19 protein-coding genes and 1 pseudogene are annotated in these 20,401 nt (G+C 65.3%); 12 read left to right on the top strand and 8 right to left on the bottom strand.

Annotated elements, in window-relative coordinates; all coding sequences use genetic code 11:
* Nucleotides 1–3 precede the first annotated feature (3 nt).
* From OU999_10725 to OU999_10700, 6 genes and pseudogenes are all read left to right on the top strand, one after another.
* Nucleotides 4–912: a PDZ domain-containing protein gene (locus OU999_10725; GenBank protein ID WAC22235.1), complete on the top strand. Its 909-nt coding sequence runs from the start codon at nt 4–6 to the stop codon at nt 910–912.
* Complete coding sequence (gspD, locus tag OU999_10720) at nt 909–3,098, top strand: type II secretion system secretin GspD (GenBank protein WAC22234.1); 2,190 nt, start codon at nt 909–911, stop codon at nt 3,096–3,098. Before OU999_10725 ends, gspD begins: the two co-directional genes overlap by 4 nt.
* Nucleotides 3,095–4,684, top strand: a complete 1,590-nt coding sequence (gspE, locus tag OU999_10715) for a type II secretion system ATPase GspE (protein ID WAC22233.1) — start codon at nt 3,095–3,097, stop codon at nt 4,682–4,684. The genes gspD and gspE overlap by 4 nt, the downstream gene beginning before the upstream one ends.
* On the top strand, nt 4,677–5,885 hold the full coding sequence (gspF, locus tag OU999_10710) for a type II secretion system inner membrane protein GspF (GenBank protein ID WAC22232.1): 1,209 nt from the start codon (nt 4,677–4,679) through the stop codon (nt 5,883–5,885). The genes gspE and gspF overlap by 8 nt, the downstream gene beginning before the upstream one ends.
* A gap of 9 nt (nt 5,886–5,894) precedes the next feature.
* The gene (gene gspG / locus OU999_10705; GenBank protein WAC22231.1) at nt 5,895–6,365 is read left to right on the top strand and encodes a type II secretion system major pseudopilin GspG; all 471 of its coding nucleotides are present in this window, start codon (nt 5,895–5,897) and stop codon (nt 6,363–6,365) included.
* 211 nt (nt 6,366–6,576) lie between these two features.
* Nucleotides 6,577–7,038, top strand: a pseudogene (locus tag OU999_10700) (GspH/FimT family pseudopilin).
* Here the strand turns inward: OU999_10700 and OU999_10695 are convergent.
* The 3 genes from OU999_10695 to OU999_10685 all read right to left on the bottom strand — a co-directional run bounded on the left by OU999_10695 (nt 7,039) and on the right by OU999_10685 (nt 9,820).
* Complete coding sequence (locus OU999_10695) at nt 7,039–8,205, bottom strand: alpha-hydroxy acid oxidase (GenBank protein ID WAC22230.1); 1,167 nt, start codon at nt 8,203–8,205, stop codon at nt 7,039–7,041.
* Between the two features lie 124 nt (nt 8,206–8,329).
* Nucleotides 8,330–8,857 carry a hypothetical protein gene (locus OU999_10690; protein WAC22229.1) on the bottom strand — a complete coding sequence of 176 codons (528 nt, stop codon included), beginning with the start codon at nt 8,855–8,857 and terminating at the stop codon, nt 8,330–8,332.
* Between the two features lie 87 nt (nt 8,858–8,944).
* Nucleotides 8,945–9,820 (bottom strand): zinc metallopeptidase, encoded by an 876-nt coding sequence (locus OU999_10685; GenBank protein ID WAC22228.1) that lies wholly within the window; start codon nt 9,818–9,820, stop codon nt 8,945–8,947.
* Nucleotides 9,821–9,968: 148 nt separating this feature from the next.
* Between OU999_10685 and OU999_10680 the strand changes: the two genes are divergently transcribed.
* From OU999_10680 to OU999_10665, 4 genes are all read left to right on the top strand, one after another.
* Nucleotides 9,969–11,123, top strand: a complete 1,155-nt coding sequence (locus OU999_10680; GenBank protein ID WAC22227.1) for a DUF3734 domain-containing protein — start codon at nt 9,969–9,971, stop codon at nt 11,121–11,123.
* Nucleotides 11,124–11,145: 22 nt separating this feature from the next.
* Nucleotides 11,146–11,736: a DUF4893 domain-containing protein gene (locus tag OU999_10675; GenBank protein ID WAC22226.1), complete on the top strand. Its 591-nt coding sequence runs from the start codon at nt 11,146–11,148 to the stop codon at nt 11,734–11,736.
* Between the two features lie 6 nt (nt 11,737–11,742).
* Complete coding sequence (locus OU999_10670; GenBank protein ID WAC22225.1) at nt 11,743–12,195, top strand: DMT family transporter; 453 nt, start codon at nt 11,743–11,745, stop codon at nt 12,193–12,195.
* A 70-nt stretch (nt 12,196–12,265) separates the two neighbouring features.
* Entirely contained in the window at nt 12,266–13,606 is a 1,341-nt protein-coding gene (locus OU999_10665) for an amidohydrolase (GenBank protein ID WAC22224.1), read from the top strand.
* Here the strand turns inward: OU999_10665 and OU999_10660 are convergent, their stop codons facing one another.
* Nucleotides 13,607–14,425, bottom strand: coding sequence for an AAA family ATPase (locus OU999_10660; protein ID WAC22223.1), 819 nt, complete (start codon nt 14,423–14,425; stop codon nt 13,607–13,609).
* 113 nt (nt 14,426–14,538) lie between these two features.
* Here OU999_10660 and panC point away from each other — a divergent pair, with 113 nt between their 5' ends.
* The gene (gene panC, locus OU999_10655) at nt 14,539–15,384 is read left to right on the top strand and encodes a pantoate--beta-alanine ligase (protein ID WAC22222.1); all 846 of its coding nucleotides are present in this window, start codon (nt 14,539–14,541) and stop codon (nt 15,382–15,384) included.
* Between the two features lie 107 nt (nt 15,385–15,491).
* Nucleotides 15,492–15,788: a hypothetical protein gene (locus tag OU999_10650; GenBank protein WAC22221.1), complete on the top strand. Its 297-nt coding sequence runs from the start codon at nt 15,492–15,494 to the stop codon at nt 15,786–15,788.
* Between the two features lie 105 nt (nt 15,789–15,893).
* Here the strand turns inward: OU999_10650 and OU999_10645 are convergent, their stop codons facing one another.
* From OU999_10645 to OU999_10630, 4 genes are all read right to left on the bottom strand, one after another.
* Nucleotides 15,894–17,942 (bottom strand): S9 family peptidase, encoded by a 2,049-nt coding sequence (locus tag OU999_10645; GenBank protein WAC22220.1) that lies wholly within the window; start codon nt 17,940–17,942, stop codon nt 15,894–15,896.
* 71 nt (nt 17,943–18,013) lie between these two features.
* Nucleotides 18,014–19,162 carry a GNAT family N-acetyltransferase gene (locus OU999_10640; GenBank protein WAC22219.1) on the bottom strand — a complete coding sequence of 383 codons (1,149 nt, stop codon included), beginning with the start codon at nt 19,160–19,162 and terminating at the stop codon, nt 18,014–18,016.
* On the bottom strand, nt 19,159–19,944 hold the full coding sequence (locus tag OU999_10635) for a glycerophosphodiester phosphodiesterase family protein (protein WAC22218.1): 786 nt from the start codon (nt 19,942–19,944) through the stop codon (nt 19,159–19,161). The genes OU999_10640 and OU999_10635 overlap by 4 nt, the downstream gene beginning before the upstream one ends.
* Nucleotides 19,916–20,383 (bottom strand): RidA family protein, encoded by a 468-nt coding sequence (locus tag OU999_10630; GenBank protein WAC22217.1) that lies wholly within the window; start codon nt 20,381–20,383, stop codon nt 19,916–19,918. The genes OU999_10635 and OU999_10630 overlap by 29 nt, the downstream gene beginning before the upstream one ends.
* Nucleotides 20,384–20,401 lie beyond the last annotated feature (18 nt).

Raw genomic sequence — 20,401 nt, 5'->3', positions numbered from 1 at the left:
TTCGTGGCATCAGCGGCCCAGAATGGCGCGCAGACCGGCCTCAGTGCTTCGCTCTCCCGATTCCGCCTGGCGCGGTTTCAGGGACGGCAGGGCGGCTGGGCTGGATGGCTTCCGCAAGGCCTTTACGGCTGGTTGCGCGCACTGCTCGTGCTGGCCTTGATCATCCAGGTCGCGCGGCTGGTCTGGACCATCGTTACCCCCATAGCGCCGCTGGGCGAATGGCAGGCGCGCACCGCCAATGTCATGTCACCTGCCGCACGCGCCGCCCTGTTCGCAAGCTTTGACGGGTTCGATCGCGCTGCCGCCGGGGGTGGCGAGGCAAGCGCTGCCGTGACCTCGCTCGATCTCACGCTTTACGGCCTGCGGATGAACGAGGCTTCCGGTGGCGGTTCCGCCATTATTGCCGGGTCAGATGGCGTCCAGCGCAGCTATGGCGTCGGCGAAGAAGTCTCGCCCGGCGTCAAGCTGGTGCAGGTGCTGTTCGACCATGTCGTGCTGGAACGCGGAGGCGCGCGCGAAAGCCTGTTCCTCGATCAGTCGATCCCGGCCGAAACCGTCGGCGATGCGCCGATGACCGCTGCGCCCGCCCCCGGCACCACGCCTCCGCCCACGGTTCAGGCCCCCGGGCCGCTCAGCGCCGAGGCGATCACCGGCGGCATCGGCTTTGCCCCGCGCATGGAAAATGGCCGCGCCACTGGCTTTGCCGTCAGCGCCAAGGGCGATGGCGGGGTGTTCGCGCAGGCCGGGTTCAAGCCGGGTGACATCGTCGTCGAAATCAATGGCCGCAAAGTCAGTTCCGCAGCTGATGCGGCGGCGCTTTCCAGCCAGCTCAAGCCCGGCGCGCGCCTGTCTCTGCAGGTCGAACGTGGCACCGAAACCCTTCCCATCGCGATCATCATCCCGGAAAAATGAAAAAACACATCTCCCTTTTCGCGCTGGGCGTGGCCCTCGTTTTCGCCCAGCCCGCAGCGGCGCAGCACAGCCTGAATGTGCGCGATGCCGATGTGCGCGCGTTCATTGAGGATGCCGCGCAAGTCACCGGGCGCACCTTCATCATCGATGGCCGCGTGCAGGGCAAGGTCTCGGTGGTCACCGACCGGCCCTTGAGCCGCAGCGAATATTTCGAGGTCTTCCTGTCGACGCTGCGCGCCAACGGGCTGATCGCGGTGCCGACCGCCAATGGTGCATATCGCATCCAGCCGACCGATGGTGCCGCCTCTGCGCCGGGCCGGGTGGGCAGCCGCGGCGCGCAGAACGAGTTCGTGACCGAGGTGTTCCGCCTGCGCGCGATCGACGCCACCACGGCGGTCGAGACGCTGCGCCCGCTGGTCAGCCGCGAGGGATCGATCACCGCCAATCGCAGCGGCAACAGCCTGGTCGTCGCCGATTATGCCGACAATATCCGCCGCATCCGTCAGCTGATCGGCCAGATCGATCGCGACAATGCGACTACCCAGGTCATCACGCTTTCGCATGCCGGCGCGCGCGAGATCGCGATGACGCTGCAGCAGCTTGCGCCTGCGCCAGGTGGCGGTGCCGAAGGTGGCGGCGGTGCGCCGCTGGTATCGGTGGTCGCGGTGGATTCGAGCAATTCGGTCGCGCTGCGCGGCGATGCACCGACCGTCGCGCGGCTGACAGCGATTGCCAAGGAACTCGACGCGCGCGCTGCCAATGGCAGCGAAATTCGCGTCATCTGGCTCGACTATGCCGATGCCGAACAGCTGGTGCCGGTGCTGCAGATGATGGTCGGCGCGCAAGGGGGCGGGGCGGTAAGCCCGATGTCCGCGACCCCGGCTGCGGCCCCGTCTGCCAACGGCGCGGCCTCCGCAGCGGCATCGGCCCCGGTCGGCGGCGCGGTGGCGCTTTCCAACGGACGCGGCCAGGCGATCATCACCCGCTATGAGGGCGCAAATGCGGTCATCATCTCTGCGCCGGTCGACGTTCAGCGCTCGCTGGCAGAGCTGGTGCGTCAGCTCGACATCCGCCAGGAGCAGGTGCTGGTCGAGGCGATCATCGTCGAGATTTCCGACCGGGTGGCGCGCGAACTGGGCGTGCAGTTCCTGATCGGTGGCAAGGATATTCCGTTCCTCGTCACGCCATTCTCGAACGTGTCGCCGAACATTCTCGATATTGCCGGCGGCATCCTGGCGGACAATCTCGACCAGACCACCACGGTGATCAACGGCAACACCGTCACCACCAGCACCAACAGCGCGATCGGCGACACGCTGCGCCAGAATGCTGCGAGCAGCATTCTGGGCGCGCGCGGTGGCTATTCGGGCTTTGCTGCGGACATCGGCAACAACCGCGTGCTGGGTGCGATCATCAACGCGGTGCAGGAAGACAGCGAGTCGAACATCCTGTCGACGCCGTCGCTCACCGTGAACGACAACGTGAAGGGGTCGATCCTGTTCGGCCAGGAAATTCCGATCAGCACCGGCGAGGCGCTGTCGAACAATTTCGACAATGCCTTCCGCACTATCCAGCGCCAGAATGTCGGCATCGAGCTGGAGGTAAAGCCGCAGATCAACGCGGGCAATCAGGTCAAGCTCGACATCCGGCAGGAGGTCAGCTCGATCGTCGGCCCGGTCAGCGATGATTTCAACGAGCTGATCATCAACAAGCGCGAGGTCAAGACGACGGTCACGGTCAAGGACCGCGAGATCATTGCGCTCGGCGGCCTGCTCGACGACAACGAGCGGCGCACGATCCAGAAGATCCCGCTGCTCGGCGACATTCCGATCCTGGGCGAGCTTTTCAAGTCGCGCGGCAAGGAGCGGACAAAGACCAATCTGATGGTCTTCATCCGCCCGACCATCCTGCGGACGGCGGAGGATGCGCAGGCGCTGGCGGCGCGTCGCTACAATTATGTCCGTGCGGCGCAGGTCGAATTCGACCCCAAGGCCGAGCCTTCGCTCGACAAGATCGTGCTCGAATATCTCGGCGCCAACGTGCCGGTCGCGCCGCCTGCCGGGCCGAGCGACCAGATCATCGCACCGCGCGCGATTCCGGGTACGGCGCCGCTGGACAGCACCACCCTGCCGCCCAGCCAGCCTGCACAGCAACAGCAGCAGACCAATGGCGGAGGCCAGCCATGATCATCCGCAAGGGCGATGCGCCCGACGAGGCTGTCGAAAGCGTGACCGAGGCGGTGGCTGCCGCCGATGTGGAGCGGACGCTGACCCGCGTGATGCTCGACATTCCCTATGGCTTTGCCCGCGACAATGGCGTGGTCATGCTGGGCGAGGCCGATGGGCGGCTGAAGGTCGCGCTGCGCGAGGGTGCGGACCCGCTGGCGCTGCTCGAGGTCCGGCGTTACCTGGCAATGCCGTTCGATGTCGAACTGGCCCCGGTGGCGCAGTTCGAGCGCTATCTGTCCGATCATTATGCGGTCGAAGGCAATGCCGCGGCCATGGCCAGCTCGCTCAACATCGATGGTGGCGATCTGGAGCTGCTGGCGAGCGACCTGCCGAGCGCCGAGGATCTGCTCGACAGCGCCGACGATGCGCCCGCCATCCGCCTGATCAACGGGGTGATTGCAGAGGCCGCGCGCCAGGGCGTGTCGGACATCCATATCGAGCCCTATGAGACAGGCCTTGTCATCCGCATGCGCATGGATGGCGTGCTGCAGGAAAAGCTGCGGATGCCGCCCAATGTCGCGCCGGTGATCGTCAGCCGCATCAAGGTGATGGCGCGCCTGGACATTGCCGAACGCCGCGTGCCGCAGGACGGCCGTATCGGCCTCACCATCGGCGGCAAGCTGCTCGACGTGCGCGTCTCGACCCTGCCCAGCCGCGCGGGCGAGCGCGTCGTGCTGCGCCTGCTCGACAAGGAAAATGCCAATATGGACCTGGGGCTGCTGGGCATGAGCCCGCGCACCCACAAGATCCTGGCCGAGGCGCTGGGCGAGCCCAATGGCATCATTCTGGTCACCGGCCCCACCGGATCGGGCAAGACGACCACGCTCTATTCGTGCCTCAAGCAGTTGAATGACGGATCGCGCAACATGCTGACCGTCGAGGATCCGGTCGAATATGCGATCGAAGGCGTCGGCCAGACCCAGGTCAATCCCAAGGTCGGGCTCACCTTTGCCGCCGGGCTGCGCGCCATCCTGCGCCAGGACCCCGATGTCGTGATGATCGGCGAAATCCGCGACCACGAGACGGCGGAAATCGCGGTCCAGGCCTCGCTCACCGGGCATCTGGTGCTCTCGACCGTGCACACCAATGACGCGATCGGCGCGATCACGCGCATGCGCGACATGAAGATCGAGCCGTTCCTGCTCGCCTCCACCCTGCGCGCGGTAGTTGCCCAGCGACTGGTACGGCGGCTGTGCCCCGAATGCCGCGAGCCGGTGCAGGCCGATGGTTCGCTCGCCTCGCTGCTCGGCTTCGACAAGGGCACGGTGGTCTATCGTCCGGTCGGCTGCGATCATTGCAACCATACCGGCTTCCAGGGCCGGATCGGCGTGTTCGAGGCGGTGCGGGTCGATGAGACTCTCCGCCGCCTGATCAACGACAATGGCGACGAGGCGATCATCGCGCGGCATGCGTTCCTGAACGCGCCGAACCTGGGCTCGGCCGCGCGCGAACTGGTGCGGACCGGCCAGACCACGGCGGAAGAGGCGATCCGCATCTCCCGGCGCGAGGCCGAGCCGGTGCCGCCTGAAACGATCGATGGCTGACTTTGCCTATCGGGTGATCGATGCGGCCGGGCGCGAGCGGGAAGGGCGCATCTCCGCCGCTTCCGACGCACAGGCGCGCGCCGCGCTTATCCGCAAGTCGTTCCATATCGTCGCGGTTAGCCCTGCGCCGCCGCGCAAGCCCCTGTTGTCGCGCGATGCCACCGCGCGATTGAGCCCCAAGCAGCTGACGCTGTTCACCCGGCAGATGTCATCGCTGATGTCGGTCAGCCCGCTCGAAGAGGCCTTGCGCACGATCAGCCGCCAGACCGAGAAGGCGAACGCGCGCGCGGTGCTGATCAATGTGCATGGCGGGGTGATGGAGGGCCAGTCGCTGGCCGAGGCGATGGCGCGCGAACCGCGCAGCTTCCCGCCGCTGTACCGCGCGATGATCAGTGCGGGCGAAAGCTCGGGCTCGCTGCCCGTCATAACCGAGCGGCTGGCGATGCTGCTCGAACAACAGGCCGAGGTGCGCGGCAAGCTCATTTCGGCGCTGGCCTATCCGATCATCCTGACGCTGGTGGCGCTGGGCGTGGTCGCCGGCCTGATGATCTCGGTGGTGCCGCGCGTGGTCGAACAGTTCGACAATGCGCAGACCCAGCTGCCGCTGATCACCCGCATCGTCATCGGCATTTCGGCCTTTCTCGCCGACTGGTGGTGGGCGATGATGCTGGCAGGCCTGCTCGCCGCAATCGGCTTCTGGCGCGCCATGAAAGTGCCTGCGTTCAAATACCGGGTCGATACGCTGCTGCTGAAGCTGCCCTTTATCGGGCGGCTGATCCGCGACATGAATGCCGCAAGGCTGGCGCGGACGCTGGCGACCATGGTGCAAAGCCGCCTGCCGCTGCTCGAGGGGATGAAGCTCACCACGCGCACCGTGCGCAACAGTGTGCTGCGCGAGGCGCTGGAACAGGCGGTGGAGGCGATCCGCTCGGGTGGCTCGCTGTCGGCGGCGCTGCGCAATGCAGGGACGTTTCCGCCGCTGCTGGTCTATCTTGTCGCCAGCGGCGAGAGCGCGGGGCAGCTCGATATCATGCTGGAACGCGCTGCCGATTATCTCGAGCGCGAGTTCCGCAATTTCACCACCACGGCGATGGCGCTGCTGGAACCTGCGATCATCGTGGTGATGGGCGGGGCGGTCGCGCTGATCATCCTGTCGATCCTGCTGCCGATCCTGCAGCTTCAGAACCTGACCGGACTTTAGAGGAAGACCATGCTGAATATCCGAACCCTGCTGTTGAAGCGCCTCAGCCCCAAGGCCGCCAAGCGCGCCAACGGCTTTACCCTGGTCGAGCTGATGGTGGTGATCTTCATCATCGGCCTGCTCGCGACCATCGTCGTCATCAACGTGCTGCCCAGCCAGGACAAGGCGATGACCGAAAAGGCACGCAGCGATATCGCCACATTGGGCCAGGCGCTGGAAATGTACCGGCTCGACAACCTGGCCTATCCCGGCACCGCCGAGGGGCTGAACGCGCTGGTTTCGGCACCGCCGACGCTGGCACAGCCGGGCCGCTATCGCAGCGGCGGCTATATCAAGAAGCTGCCACAGGACCCCTGGGGCCGCCCGTACCAGTATATCAGCCCGGGCACGACCGGGGCTTTCGACCTCTATTCGCTGGGCGCCGATGGCGCACCGGGCGGTGAAGCCGAGAATGCGGACATCAAGGCCGATGGGGCTTAACGCCCTCAAATCCTCCCCCAGCGCGCTGGGGCCAGGTCTTCTCAAATCCTCCCCCAGCTCGCTGGGGGAGGGGGACCATTTGCGCAGCAAATGGTGGAGGGGCAGCGGGTGCATGCCCCGTGAAAAGATGTGCGCCACGCTTCCCCTCCACCCCGCCGCTGCGCGGCGCGGTCCCCCTCCCCGAGACAAGCTCGGGGAGGATTTTAGCAGCGGCTTCACCATGATCGAACTGATGGTGGTGCTGTTCATCATCGGCCTGGTGGCAGGCGCAGTGGTGCTGGCGCTGCCCGGCGACAGCGCTGCCCTGTCCGAAGATGCCGATCGCTTCGCCGCGCGCGTCGCGGCGGCGCGCGATGAGGCGGTGGTGAGCGCGCGCCCGATCGCGGTATGGATCGCGCCGTCGGGCTATGGCTTCGACGCGCGGCAGGACCGGCAATGGGTGCCGCTCAACGCGCGCACGCTAGCCAATCGCGACTGGAAGCCGGGCACGATGGCGCGGATCGAAGGCACCGTGGCAGAGGGAGACGAGAAGGCGGAGGATCAGGGCCGCGCGCGCTTCTGGTTCGATTCGACCGGGCTGCCGAACATGCCCGTCACCGTGGTGCTGGCGCGCGGCACCAACAGCGACCGCATCGTCATCAGCGCGACCGGCGAGGTCGGCCGCCCCAAATGATCACCGCCAGCGCAGGTTGCCCCGGCTGAGCTGATCGAGATTGGTGACGCCCATCAGCTTCATGCCGCGTTCGATTTCCCCGCGCAGATTGGCAAGCGTCCGCTCCACGCCGCGCTGGCCCCCGGCGGCGAGCGCATAGAGGTAGAGCCGCCCGCCCGAGCACGCCTTGGCCCCGACGCTCAGCGCCTTCAGCACATGGGTGCCGCGCGTGATGCCGCCATCGCAGATCACCTCGATCCGGTCGCCGACCGCATCGACGATCTCTGCCAGCTGGTCGAACGGGGCACGGCTGCCATCGAGCTGACGGCCGCCATGGTTGGAGACCATGATCGCCGTCGCGCCGATATCGACCGCGCGGCGTGCGTCCTCGACGCTCATCACGCCCTTGAGGCAGAACGGACCGCCCCAGGCAGCGCGGATCTGCTCGGCCATCGCCCAGTCCATGTTCTGGTCGAGCATGGTGTTGAAATAGTCCGCCACCGAAATGGCCGCGTTGCTGCCCGCTGCGATATGGCTTTCCAGATTGGGCAGCGAGAACCGCTCCCGCCCCAGATAGTTGAGCGTCCAGGAAGGGTGCATGGCAAAGCTCATCGCCGATCCCGGAGTCAGCCGCGGCGGCGAGGTGAAGCCGGTGTGCAGGCAGCGTTCGCGCTTGCCCGAAACGATGGTGTCCACCGTCAGCGCTAGCGCGTCGAACTTCGCCGCCTTGGCCGCCTCGATCAGCGCCGCGTTCAGCCCCTTGTCCTTGTGGACATAGAGCTGGAACAGCTTGGGACTGGATATGCTGTCGCCAATCTCGCCCAGGCTGACGGTCGCGAGCGATGAGATGCCGAAGAACGTGCCGAACTTTTCCGCAGCCGCACCGACCGCCTTTTCGCCGCGCCAGTGGAACAGGCGTTGCAGCGCGGTGGGCGAGAGGAACAGCGGCATATCGATCTTGCGGCCCATCAGCGTGGTCGACATGTCGATATCGGACACGCCTGCCAGCACATTGGGGACGAGATCGCAGTCCTCATAGGCCTGGGTGTTGCGGTTGCGGGTCACCTCGTCATCGGCGGCACCGTCGATATAATGGAAGACCGGATAGGGCAGCTTCTTGCGCGCCAGCTCGCGGAAATCATCGACCGTGTGGCAATCGCTCAGCCGCCGGACCGGAAAACGTCGCATAACTTGCCCACCTCACCGTCCATCACCGGTTCCGACCAGAGCCGAAATCCAGCGGCGAGACCAATGCATCCCGCTTCTGGACTCCGGCTTTTGCCGCAGAACGGCAATTCATCAAGGGCAGAGTTTATTTCAGCGCGCTCGGCTGCGGTGCCGACGGGTATTTGCAGCCGCGCTGCAGGCCGACGCCCTTCAGGAAGCTGCGGCGGACCACGCCAGCATAGACGGCAGCGTTATAGCGCCGCTCCTGCGCTGCAGCGCCCGAAATCTCGCGGATCACGCCGCGGAACGGGATGATCGAGTTGACGATCAGCCCGCCCACCTTGCCGGCGGTGTCCTTGCGCTTTTCATCGCGGCTCGCCTCGTTCACCACGTCCAGATCCTCGCCCAGCACCGCATCCATGTCGCCTATGGCGCTGCGGATCTGGGCGCAGGTCTTGATGCCTACGAGCGAATAGGGCTTGTCCTGGATGCGCAGCAGGTTTTCCGGAATGTCCTTCTTGTCGATGCCCACATCCTGGACCGGTTGGGTGACGACATCCTCGGCGACCTTCTCGGTGGTCCGAGGCTTGTCTGCCGCCTGGTTCTGCGCGGCGGCGGGCAGGGCGGAGGCCAGGATGGCGACGGTGGCAAAGGCGGTGACGGTGCGGCGCATGGTTCTTCCCCTGTTGGTCGGCGGCGTCCGGTCAGACGCCTTGGTTTTCACGCATACGCACTACCCGGCCAAAGGCTGCACCGGGGATTACAGGCGCGCGGCGCTGAACGTGTCGCACTGGGCCGGATCGCCCGTGCTCAGACCCTTTTTGAGCCAGGCCATGCGCTGGGCAGAGGTGCCGTGCGTGAAGCTTTCCGGCACGGGCCGGCGCCCTGCGGCCTTTTGCAGCGTATCGTCGCCGATGGCGTTGGCGGCGGTCAGGCCTTCCTCGATATCGCCGGGTTCGATCCGATCGCGGTTGCGCGCGGCCCAGACACCGGCATAGCAGTCCGCCTCCAGCTCCATGCGCACCTGCAGCTCGTTGCCTTCGGCTTCGCCCGCCTGTTGCTGCGCGCGGCGCACCTCATTCGAGCGACCGGTGACGGTCTGGATATGGTGGCCCACCTCATGCGCGATGACATAGGCCTGGGCGAAATCACCCGCCGCCTGGAAGCGGGTGGCCAGCTCGTCGAAAAAGCTGGTGTCCAGGTAAATGCCATTGTCCGCCGGACAATAGAACGGGCCCATCGCGCTCTGCGCCGCGCCGCAGCCGGACTGGCCGTTGCGGTCATAGAAAGTCAGCGTGGCGGGCTGGTAATTCTGGCCCTGCTCGCGGAAGATCGCGCCCCAGGTGTCCTCGGTGCTGGCCAGAACCTGACAGCTGAACTTGCTTTTTTCATCCACAGCGCAGCTTTGCTCGGCATTCTGGCCGCCCGCCTGGGTCTGCACCGGCGCGCCGCCGGTCATGCCGCCGCCCTGCATCAGCTCCATCGGATTGATGCCGAAGACGAGCGCGGCGATGCCCAGGATCACGATCGTGCCGATGCCCATCTTGCCGCCGCCGATGGGAAAGCGCGGTCCGCCACCGCCGCCGCCGCGCTGGTCCGAAATATTGTCGCTGGTGCGATAGTCGTCGAGCTTCATGGGCGGCGCTGTTCCTTTTTGGGCCTTGGCATCGAACAGTAACACCGGACGACGTGATTTAGCACCATCGATTTTCGCGCCGATTGCCTTATTGTGCAGTGCGGCATAAGCGCTTTTGATGCCGAATGCCCTGCCTGGAGACGCCGATATGCCCGCATCCCAAGACGATATCGACCTGCAATCCGCCGCCGTTCCGCTGCCGCCGACGGTTGCCCTGCTGCTCCAGGGCGGCGGCGCGCTGGGCTCCTATCAGGCGGGCGTGTTCAGCGAGCTGGTGCGCCAGAATGTGCGCATCGACTGGGTGGCGGGCATTTCGATCGGGGCGATCAACTCGGCGATCATCGCGGGCAACGAGCCGGCACAGGCCTGCCATCGGCTGCGCGAATTCTGGGAGCTGGTGACATCGGGTTCGCCCGATTTCGCCTGGGGCAACACCGACTATATGCGCGAGATCAACCATTTCGCCGGCGCTGCGACAGCCGCAAGCATCGGCGTTCCCGGCTTTTTCCGCCCGCACATGGTCCCTGCGCCGCTCGCCTGGCCGGGCACGCCCGCTGCGGTCAGCATGTACGACACCAGCGAGATGGCCCAGACGCTCGACCGCTTTGTCGACTGGGACCGGCTCAACAACGGCCCGGTGCGCTTCTCGGTGGGTGCGGTGAACGTGGAATCGGGCAATTTCTATTATTTCGACACCCATGATCCGCAAGGCGCGACGACCATCGATGCGCGCCATGTGCTGGCCAGCGGCGCGCTGCCGCCGGGCTTTCCCGCGATCGAGATCAACGGCAAGCATTACTGGGACGGTGGCCTGGTCAGCAACACGCCGCTGGCTTATGTGCTCGACAACCAGACCAGCGACATGCTCGCCTTCCAGGTCGATCTCTTCCCGGCGCGGGGGGAACTGCCCACCAAGTTCGCCGACGTGCTGAGCCGCGAGAAGGACATCCGCTATTCCAGCCGCACCCGGCAGGTGACGGACTATTATCTGAAGCTCCGCAAGGAGCACGCGGCGCTGCGCAACGTGCTGGCGATGCTGCCGCCGGACATGTGTTCGCAGCCCGATGTGCGGCGCGTCCGCGCTCTGGTGGAGGACAATGCGGTCAACATCGTCCATCTCATCTACAAGGTGCAGAAATGGGAGAGCGGGATGCGCGATTTCGAATTCTCGCGCGGGACGATGGAAGTGCACTGGCAGCAGGGCATAGACGCGGTGCGCGCCACGATGCAGAAAGGCGACATCCTGGCGCAGAATATTCTGGACGGAAAGACCGCCGCATTCGATCTTGCGCCGCACAAATAGGCCACGCTGCGGGAGAGGCGAGATGAAGACGATGTTCGGGGCGCTTGCGGCGCTGGTTCTGCTGGGCGGTGCCGGGGCAGCACTGGCCGAACGCTGGCAGGATGTCGCCACCCCCGCCGATGCCGAGCGGCTCAAGGGCCGTGATGCGACCTTCGCCGCCGCGCTCAAGGAAGTGCGTGCCTCCGAATATGCAGGCGAGCTGGCCAGGCACGCCCTGCTCTACGATCCCAGGAAGCGGCTCGACAATCCGCTGCCGCCCGAAGGCAAGTATCTGTGTTCGACGCACAAGCTGGGCGGGCAGTTTCTGGCCTATATCGCCTATCCGGATTTCGTCTGCGCCGTCTATGGCAGCGGCGACCGGCGGCAGTTCGTCAAGCTGACCGGATCGCAGCGCCCGGTCGGCTATATCCATGCGGATGGCAAGCGCAGCGGCGTGTTTCTGGGATCGCTGATGCTGGGCGATGACGAGGGGCTGGTGCCCTATGGCCAGGACAAGGAGCGCGACCTGGCCGGGACGGTCGAGCGCATCGGCAAGACCCGCTGGCGCATCGTCTTTCCCCGGCCCTATTATGAATCGACGATGGATATCATCGATCTCAGGCCCATAAGTTAGGCGATCATGCCAAGCGGGACGGCTCTGGGCTATTCGATCATCATGCTGATGACCGGGATCGGAATCCCGGTGATGGCGGCGCTCAACGGGCAGCTGGGCGTCCGGCTGGGTAACCCCGCCGCTGCGTCGGTGATCCTGTTCCTGTCGGCCTTGCTGATCGCCATTGCGGCTACGGGTTTCGTCGGCCTGCCCGATCTGGCCAGGCTGCGCGCCGCGCCCGTTCACCTGTTCTTCTCGGGCGCATTCGTCGCCTTTTACGTCCTGTCGATCACCTGGATCGGGCCGCGCTTCGGCATCGGCAATGCTGTGTTCCTGGTGCTGCTGGGCCAGATTGTCGCGGCGGCGATGATCGATCATTTCGGTCTTTTCGGCGTCCCGCGCAGTCCTTTGACGGCGCTGCGCATCAGCGGAATGGTCGTGATGACGATCGGCGTGATCATGGCGCGGCGGATCGGCTGACCTTTTTTGACTGACATGGCAAAAACAAGGCGTTAGCTTCCCCGACAAACATATGTCTGGGGAGACACTTATGCCGGTCGCATCGTTTTTCGCGCGCAGCCTTGCCGTATCCGCCCTCGCGCTGGCGGCGGCCGTGCCGGTCGCCGCGCAGGACAGCATCCGCGCCGATATCGCCTCCGACATGCCCGGCCTGATGGACATCTATCGCGACCTGCACGCCAATCCGGAGCTCAGCTTTCAGGAGGTGCGTACCGCCAGGAAGCTGGCCGAAGAGGCGCGCAAGCTCGGGTTCGAGGTGACCGAGGGCGTCGGCAAGACCGGCGTCGTGGCCGTGATGAAGAACGGTCCCGGCCCGGTGGTCATGCTGCGTGCCGACATGGACGGGCTGCCGGTGGTCGAGCAGACGGGCCTGGCCTTTGCCAGCAAGGTCCGCGCGATGAGCCCGGCGGGGATCGAGACCGGGGTGATGCATGCTTGCGGCCACGACACGCACATGACCGGCTGGGTCGCGACCGCGCGGCAGCTGGTCAAGCGCAAGGCCGAATGGTCGGGCACGCTGGTGATGATCCTGCAGCCGGCAGAGGAAATCGGCTCGGGCGCGGTGGCGATGCTCAACGACGGGCTGTTCACCCGCTTCCCCAAGCCGCAATATGTGCTGGGCTTTCATGACGCTGCCCAGGCCCCCGCCGGGTTCATCGGCTATACGCCGGGCTTCGCGCTCGCCAATGTCGACAGTGTCGATATCAAGGTGAAGGGGCTGGGCGGGCACGGTGCCTATCCGCAATCGACCAAGGACCCGATCGTGCTGGGCGCGCGCATCGTCACCACGTTGCAGACGCTGATCAGCCGCGAGCTCGACCCGCAGGACGCCGCCGTCGTCACCGTGGGCAGCTTCCAGGGCGGCGCGAAGCACAACATCATTTCGGATGAAGCGACGCTGCTGCTCACCGTGCGCAGCTATTCGGACGAGACGCGCGCCAGGATCATCGAAGGCATCAAGCGGATCGCCAAGGGAGAGGCCATTGCCGCAGGCGTTCCGGAAGACCGCATGCCCGAGGTCAAGCTGGCCGACACGTTCACGCCCGCGGTCTATAACAGCCCCGAATTCACCCAGGAAATCGGGACATTCCTCAAGAGTCGCTTTGGCGACAAGCGCGTCGCGCAAGTCCCGCCGTCGATGGGCGGCGAGGATTTCAGCCGCTTCTATCGCGCCGATCCCGACAATATCAAAAGCATGATCTTCTGGGTCGGCGGGGTGCCGCTGGCGGAATATAACAAGGCGAAGAAGGAGGGCATCGAAATGCCCTCGCTGCACAGCCCGTTCTGGGCGCCCGAGGCCGACACGGTGATCGCCACCGCGGCCGAGGCGATGACCGCGATGACGCTGAAGCTGATGGCCAAGCAGCCCTGATTACAGAAGCTGCGGCTGGCGCTCCGGCGACCGGCTGCCCACGCCCGGCAGGTTGAGCGCGGAGACCATCTCGCGCAGTTCCTGCCGTGCGATGATATGGCTGGTGCCCAGATCCGCCAGATGGCCCTTGTCGAGCAGGGTCAGGCCCGAAGGGAACAGTTCGCGATAGACCACGCGTTCGGACAGGCCCTGGACATAGCGGAAGCCGACACGCTTGGAGAGTTCGGCGAGCGCCGCGTCCAGACGGCGCTTGTTGCGGGCATCGGTCTGCTGGGTGCGGTTACGCAGCACCACCCAGTCGATTTCGATGCCGTCGGTCTTGGCGCGGGCCTTGCGCGCCTCCCAGATCAGTTCGGCATAGAAGCTGAGGCGGCGGACCTTGAAGTTTTCAGGGTCCACCTGCCCGATCAGGTCGAAATCGACAAAGCTGTCATTGAGCGGGGTCACCAGCGTGTCGGCACGGGTGGCGACGAACCGGGCGAACTTGTCGTCGCGGCCCGGGGTGTCGAACACCAGAAAATCGCAGTCCTGGCTGAGCGTGGAGACCATCTGCTCCAGCCGCGCCTGGTTGTCGTCCTTGAACACATCGAATTTCGGCGTCGGCAGGTCGATGCCGCGCCGTTCCTGGGTTGCGACTCGGTTTTCCAGATAGCGGTGCAGCGTGCGCTGGCGCGGATCGAGGTCGATCGCGCTCACCCGGAAGCCGAGATAGGACAGGGCCACGGCCACATGGACCGCGCTGGTCGATTTGCCGGTGCCGCCCTTTTCATTGGCAAACACGATATGGTGCGTGGACGCCTTGCGCGTCATCATGTCCATTGTCTTTCCAGCCCCTTCCAGCAGGCCCATGATTGTGCCAGTGCTGCTGCGTGAATCGTTTGCGGCCTGCGCCGCCTTATGCTGCGGCGTTCCCTATCGGAGGCTTAACCAAGGTGCAAATCTTACGTCGGGTTGACAGGTTGCGGTCGGCTGTGTCGCTGCTCCGGGGGCAGGGCGGCCATGTGGCGCTCGTGCCCACCATGGGGGCACTGCATGCAGGCCATATGCAGCTGGTCAAGGAAGCCAGGCAGCGGGCGGACCATGTCGTCGTGTCGATCTTCGTCAACCCGAAGCAGTTCGGTGCCAATGAGGATCTGGACGCCTATCCCCGGCAGGAAGAGGCCGATGCCGCCATGTTGAGCGAGGCAGGCGTGGCGATCCTGTGGGCGCCCGATGTCGAACAGGTCTATCCCGCTGGTTTTGCGACCAATGTCAGCGTGCTCGGGGTCAGCGATGGGCTGTGCGGCGCGGCCCGGCCTGGCCATTTCGATGGCGTCGCCACTGTGGTTGCCAAGCTGTTCAACCAGATCCAGCCCGATATGGCCCTGTTCGGCGAGAAGGATTACCAGCAACTCGCGGTGATCCGCGCGATGGCGCGCGATCTCAATTTCGGGCTCGATATCATCGGTGTGCCGACGGTTCGCGATGCCGATGGCCTGGCCCTGTCGTCGCGCAATGCCTATCTGACCGGCGAGGAACGCGCCGCCGCTGCGATGCTGCCGCGCGCGATGCAGGCGGGCATTGCGGTGATCGAGGCGGGCGGACCGGTCAAGGTCGCCATCGAAGGGATCGAACAGGCGCTGCTCGCCGCCGGATTTGCCTCGATCGATTACGTCACGCTGGCCGATGCGGCAACGCTGGAGCCCATGGAAATGGCCGATCGACCCGCACGTCTGCTGGTCGCAGCCCGCATCGGACGGACCCGATTGATCGACAATATGCCGGTAAAGCCAGTCTGATTGTAAAACTTCTGGCATGGTGTATGCCGAATTAACCGTTTTTTTACCACGCTTACACACTGTTGCCCCGTCGGAAGGTCCGACCATGCATTAGAGGGGCATGTGAGATGGCAAACAGTCTGAAGTCCGCCACGTTCTTGATCGAAAGCAAACTTGCGGCAGCAGCCCGCGGCGACATCAACGCCTATTTCGAACTCGGCGTAGCTTTTTCCACCGGCGGCCAAGGGGTCAATGTCGACCTGATCGAGGCGCACAAATGGTTCAACCTCGCCGCCGTGAAGGGCCATGAGGAAAGCCAGCTGTGCCGCGCCGAGATCTCGGAAGAGATGACCGCACGGCAGATCGCCGAAGCCCAGCGCGAAGCCCGCGCCTGGCTCCAGCAGATCGCAGCGCGCGCCGCCTAGAGTGATTTCGAGTGAAATCGTACATTTCACGGCTCGGAAATCACGGCAGAACAGCTATTTGGACCGCGCTTTTGAGGCAATCAAAAGCGAACACGGGCTAACCGCTCAGCGCGCTGCCTTGCGGTAGCGTTCGAACCAGGCGATGATCGCCGAAGCCTTGGCCGCGCTTTGCGACGGTCTGGCCGCGATTCCGCCATGGCTCGCGCCCGGCACCTTGACCAGGGCCGTGGGGACGCCAACCAGCTTGAGCGCGGTATAATATTGCTCTGACTCGCTCACCGGGGTGCGATAATCCTCGCTGCCGACGACAACCAGCGTCGGCGTCTTCACATTGGCGACCAGCGACAGCGGCGAACGCGCCCAATAGCTCGCCTGGTCCTCCCAGGGCATCTTGCCGAACCAGTATTTCGCAAAGAACGCAGGGCCATCGGCGGTCAGCGCCTGGCTGGTCCAGTTGATCACCGGCTTTTGCGTCGCAGCGGCCTTGAACCGCGTCGTCTTGCCGACGATCCAGCTGGTCAGCACCCCGCCGCCCGAACCGCCGGTCACGAACAGCTGGTCGGGATCGACGATGCCATCGGCAATCGCCTTGTCCACCATCGATATCAGGTCGTCATAATCATTGCCGGGATAGGCATGGTGGATGAGATTGGCGAATTCCGCGCCATAGCTGGTCGATCCGCGCGGATTGACCGAGAGCACGGCATAGCCCGATGCGGCATAAAGCTGGTTGTCGGTCGAAAAATGCGGGCCATAGGCGGCGAACGGACCACCGTGGATTTCCAGCACCAGCGGCACGCGCTGCCCGGCAGCATAGCCGGGGGGAAGCGTCAGCCAGCCTTCGATCGTACGACCGTCGAACGAGGAGGCGACGGTCATCTTGCGCACCTCGCCCAGCCGCCTGGATGCCATCAGCGTGCTGTTCAGCCGGGTCAGCGCCCGCATCTTGCCACCGCTTGCCAGCATGACATCGGCAGGCTTGGTGGCATTGCCGCCCGAATAGGCGATCGCGCCGGTCTTGGCGACGCTGAACGATCCGCCCGAATAGGGCCGGTCGAGCGCCGGGCCGGTCAGGCCGCGCACGATCTCGCGTACCGACCCGTCAAGGCCGATGCGCGCGACCAGGGTTTCGCCATGATCGTCATATTGCGCGATCAGCGCCTGGCCATCGGGGGCCCAGACCATGGCATCGATGCTGCGGTCCAGCGACGGCGCAACCGCGCGCTTTGCGCTGCCATCGCGGTTCATCACATAGGCCCCGGCATTATGATAACCGAGCAGCTTGTCGTCGAAACCGACATAGGCGATCTTGCTGCCATCGGGCGAGACTACCGGCGATGCGTCCGGCCCGTCGCGATCGGTCAGTGCGGTGATCGTGCCGCTGGCAATGTCGAGCGCGTAGATTTCGGCATCCTGCGGGTCGTTTTCCCAATCGGGCGAGCGGTTGCCGGAGAAATAGAGCGTCTGTCCGTCCTTGCCCCAGGTCAGGCCGCCGCCATCATGATACGGGCCAAAGCTCAGCTGGCGCGGTGCGCCGCCGGTCGCGGGCACGACAAAGATCTTGTCGAAGCCGGGCTTCAGATACCCGGCACCATCGGCCCGGTAGGTCAGCAGGTCATAGGTCTCGAGCGGCGCGACCCATTGCGCGCCCTCGGGCTTGTCAGGTGCCTTGCCCAGCTTCGGCCCTTCGGCGGGCATGAACATCGTATAGGCGATCTGCGTGCCATCGGGCGACCAGGCGATGTTGCCGGGGCTTTCGGGCAGGCCGGTGATCCGCACCGACTGGCCGGTGCCGACCCAGCGCACGTACAGCTGGGGCGCGCCGCCTTCTGCGGTGGAGACATAGGCCAGGCGCTTGCCATCGGGCGACCAGCGCGGCTGGCTGTGGCTGCCGGGACCGGCGGCCAGCGGGGTCAGCTCGCCGCTGGCGCTGTCGATCAGCCAGATCGAGGAGACGGCCCTGTCGGCCATGATGTCATTGGCGCGGCGGACGAACGCCACCCTGCCGCCATCGGGCGAAATCTGCGGATCGGCAGCGACTTCGAGCGAGAACAGGTCCTGTCCGCTCAAGCGGCTGTCGGGCGCGTCCTGCGCGAACAGGGCGGTGGGGCTGGCAAAGGCGAGCAACATGGCGGCAAGGCGGATCGGGCGCATGGAATGGAGCTTTCTGCTGGAATCGCAACAGGTTGGGATTGAACGCAGCGTGCGCTGCGCGGCAGGCGGCGTCAAGCGGCAGATGGTCCGCGCCGGAAAGGCAGCATCTCGGACAGCATTTCGCGGTCGGCAGCCACCGCAGCGCGCTCGCGCACCAGGAAATCGGCCACCGCACGGCGAAAACCGGGGTCGGGGATGTAATGCGCCGACCAGGTGAGTTCGGGCGCATAGCCGCGCGCCATCTTGTGCCCACCCTGCGCACCGGCTTCGACCCGGGCCAGACCGCGCGCCAGCGCCGCGTCGATCGCCTGATAATAGCACAGCTCGAAATGCAGGAACGGCTTGTCGATGGTGCAGCCCCAATAGCGGCCATAGAGCGTGTCGCTGCCGATGAAATTGAGCGCGCCTGCGATCGGGTGCCCCTCGACCAGCGCCAGGATCAGCAGGATACGGTCGGCCATGGTCTTCCCCATCAGGCTGAAGGCCTCGCGGGTCAGATAGGGCTGGCCCCATTTGCGCGCGCCGGTATCCTGATAGAAGATCCAGAACGCGTCCCAATGCGCCTCGGTGATCGCGTCGCCGGTCAGATGGACGATCTCCACCCCTTCCTGCGCCTTGGCGCGTTCCTTGCGTAGGTCCTTGCGCTTGCGCGAGGTGAGCGATCCCAGAAAGCCCTCGAAATCGCCATAGCCATCATCGTGCCAGTGGAACTGGGTGTCCGATCGCATCAGCCATCCCGCCTGTTCGAACAGCGGCACCTGCGCCGGTTCGATAAAGGTCGCATGGGCTGAGGACAGCCCGTTCTGGTCGGCCAGATTTTCCGCCGCGCTCAGGATGGCAGGGGCCCAGACAGGGTCGGCGAGCAGCAAGCGCGGGCCTGTTGCCGGGGTAAAGGGTACCGAAATCTGCAGCTTGGGATAATAGTGCCCGCCGGCATTTTCCCAGGCATGCGCCCAGCTATGGTCGAACACATATTCGCCCTGGCTATGGCTCTTGAGATAGGCGGGTAAGGCGGCGACCAGCCTGCCATCCTCGCCCCTGATCGTGATCGGCGCAGGATTCCAGCCGGTGCCGCGCCCGACACTGCCCGATTGTTCGAGCAGGCTGAGGAAAGCGTGAGAAACGAACGGATTGTCGGGCCCGGCCAGCGCGTCCCACTGGTCGGCATCCAGCGCGGCGATGCTGCGACCGACCTCGGCGGTGATCGCGCGCTCGTTCATGGCTGGGGCTGGCCTCGCTCGTAAATCGGCGCATCGGCATATTCGGCAGCCAGGGCATGCTGATCGTCGCTGCGTACCGTCCAGGTCAGCAGCGGCAGCCCGCGGGCGCGCTGCGAACAGGCAAAGCTGCTGGGCAGATCGCGAATGTCATAGGCCAGGAAATCGGGCTTGGCCTTCCACAGGTCGCGATGACGGCGCAGATTGCCCTTCCAGCCGCGCGCATCCTCTTCGGTGATCACCAGCCCGCGCGTGATGTGCCTGGCCTGTTTGCGGAACCAGGCGCTCACCGCCGGGTCAAAGCTCATCACCGCCGCCTTGCCGCCATAGCCTTCCAGCGCGCGGCGCACCGCTAGGCAGAGCGGTGCGACATGGCCGGTTTCGGTCTTGATCTCGATCAGGATCGGCGCGCGCCCGCGCACCACGCCCAGCACCGCGCCCAGCTCTGCAATCGCGCCATTCTGGCCGAGCAGGCGGATCTGCGTGAGCTCCGCCGCCGTCTTGCTGGCAACGCGGCCCTGCGCCAGGGTCAGCCGACCCAGCGAGAAATCGTGGAACACCACCGCGCGGTTGTCGCCGCTGCGCTGGACATCGCATTCGATGCCATGGCCCGCCGCAATCGCTGCGGTGAAGGCGGGCAGGGCGTTTTCCAGCACCGGGCCATCCCACATGCCGTCATGCAGGCCGCGATGGGCATAAGGCTGCTGCCCCAGCCATTCGATGCGTCGCGGTGCTGGCGTCGGTGCCAGCCAGCGGTCAAGCAGGCCGAACGGCGACAATGGCATCAATCTCTACAGCTGCGCCCAGCGGCAGCACGGGAACGCCCACGGCGCTGCGGGCATGCTGGCCGGCGGGGCCGAACACCTGCACCATCAGGTCCGATGCGCCATTGGCGACCTTGGGCTGCGCATTGAATTCGGGCGTGCTGGAGATGAACGCGCCCAGCTTGACGATGCGCTCGACCCGGTCGAGCGAGCCCAGGGCCGCCTTCATCTGTGCGATCAGCATGATGCCGCAGGCGCGGGCCGCCGCCTCACCCTGTTCCAGCGAGACATTCTCGCCCAGCCGTCCGGTGACGACCTTGCCGTCGATAAAGGGCAGCTGGCCAGAGATGTAGAGCATGCCGCCCGCTTCGACGGTGGGGACATAGGAGGCGACGGGGGCTGCCGGCTGGGGCAGTTCCACGCCCATTTCGGCGAGTTTGGCGTCGATGCTGTCGGTCATGGGATATCTTTCTAAAGG

The sequence above is a fragment of the Blastomonas sp. SL216 genome (assembly GCA_026625625.1).
In the GTDB taxonomy this organism is placed as follows: domain Bacteria; phylum Pseudomonadota; class Alphaproteobacteria; order Sphingomonadales; family Sphingomonadaceae; genus Blastomonas.
The sequence above is the reverse complement of the archived record's forward strand: the minus strand, read 5'-3'. Positions and strand labels throughout refer to the sequence as shown.

Bases quoted from the DNA above. Each gene is read 5' to 3' on its own strand.
- gspD (WAC22234.1), top strand. From the start codon at position 909: ATGAAAAAACACATCTCCCTTTTCGCGCTGGGCGTGGCCCTCGTTTTC.
- gspE (WAC22233.1), top strand. From the start codon at position 3,095: ATGATCATCCGCAAGGGCGATGCGCCCGACGAGGCTGTCGAAAGCGTG.
- gspF (WAC22232.1), top strand. From the start codon at position 4,677: ATGGCTGACTTTGCCTATCGGGTGATCGATGCGGCCGGGCGCGAGCGG.
- gspG (WAC22231.1), top strand. From the start codon at position 5,895: ATGCTGAATATCCGAACCCTGCTGTTGAAGCGCCTCAGCCCCAAGGCC.
- OU999_10695 (WAC22230.1), bottom strand. From the start codon at position 8,205: ATGCGACGTTTTCCGGTCCGGCGGCTGAGCGATTGCCACACGGTCGAT.
- OU999_10690 (WAC22229.1), bottom strand. From the start codon at position 8,857: ATGCGCCGCACCGTCACCGCCTTTGCCACCGTCGCCATCCTGGCCTCC.
- OU999_10685 (WAC22228.1), bottom strand. From the start codon at position 9,820: ATGAAGCTCGACGACTATCGCACCAGCGACAATATTTCGGACCAGCGC.
- OU999_10680 (WAC22227.1), top strand. From the start codon at position 9,969: ATGCCCGCATCCCAAGACGATATCGACCTGCAATCCGCCGCCGTTCCG.
- OU999_10675 (WAC22226.1), top strand. From the start codon at position 11,146: ATGAAGACGATGTTCGGGGCGCTTGCGGCGCTGGTTCTGCTGGGCGGT.
- OU999_10670 (WAC22225.1), top strand. From the start codon at position 11,743: ATGCCAAGCGGGACGGCTCTGGGCTATTCGATCATCATGCTGATGACC.
- OU999_10665 (WAC22224.1), top strand. From the start codon at position 12,266: ATGCCGGTCGCATCGTTTTTCGCGCGCAGCCTTGCCGTATCCGCCCTC.
- OU999_10660 (WAC22223.1), bottom strand. From the start codon at position 14,425: ATGGACATGATGACGCGCAAGGCGTCCACGCACCATATCGTGTTTGCC.
- OU999_10650 (WAC22221.1), top strand. From the start codon at position 15,492: ATGGCAAACAGTCTGAAGTCCGCCACGTTCTTGATCGAAAGCAAACTT.
- OU999_10645 (WAC22220.1), bottom strand. From the start codon at position 17,942: ATGCGCCCGATCCGCCTTGCCGCCATGTTGCTCGCCTTTGCCAGCCCC.
- OU999_10640 (WAC22219.1), bottom strand. From the start codon at position 19,162: ATGAACGAGCGCGCGATCACCGCCGAGGTCGGTCGCAGCATCGCCGCG.
- OU999_10635 (WAC22218.1), bottom strand. From the start codon at position 19,944: ATGCCATTGTCGCCGTTCGGCCTGCTTGACCGCTGGCTGGCACCGACG.
- OU999_10630 (WAC22217.1), bottom strand. From the start codon at position 20,383: ATGACCGACAGCATCGACGCCAAACTCGCCGAAATGGGCGTGGAACTG.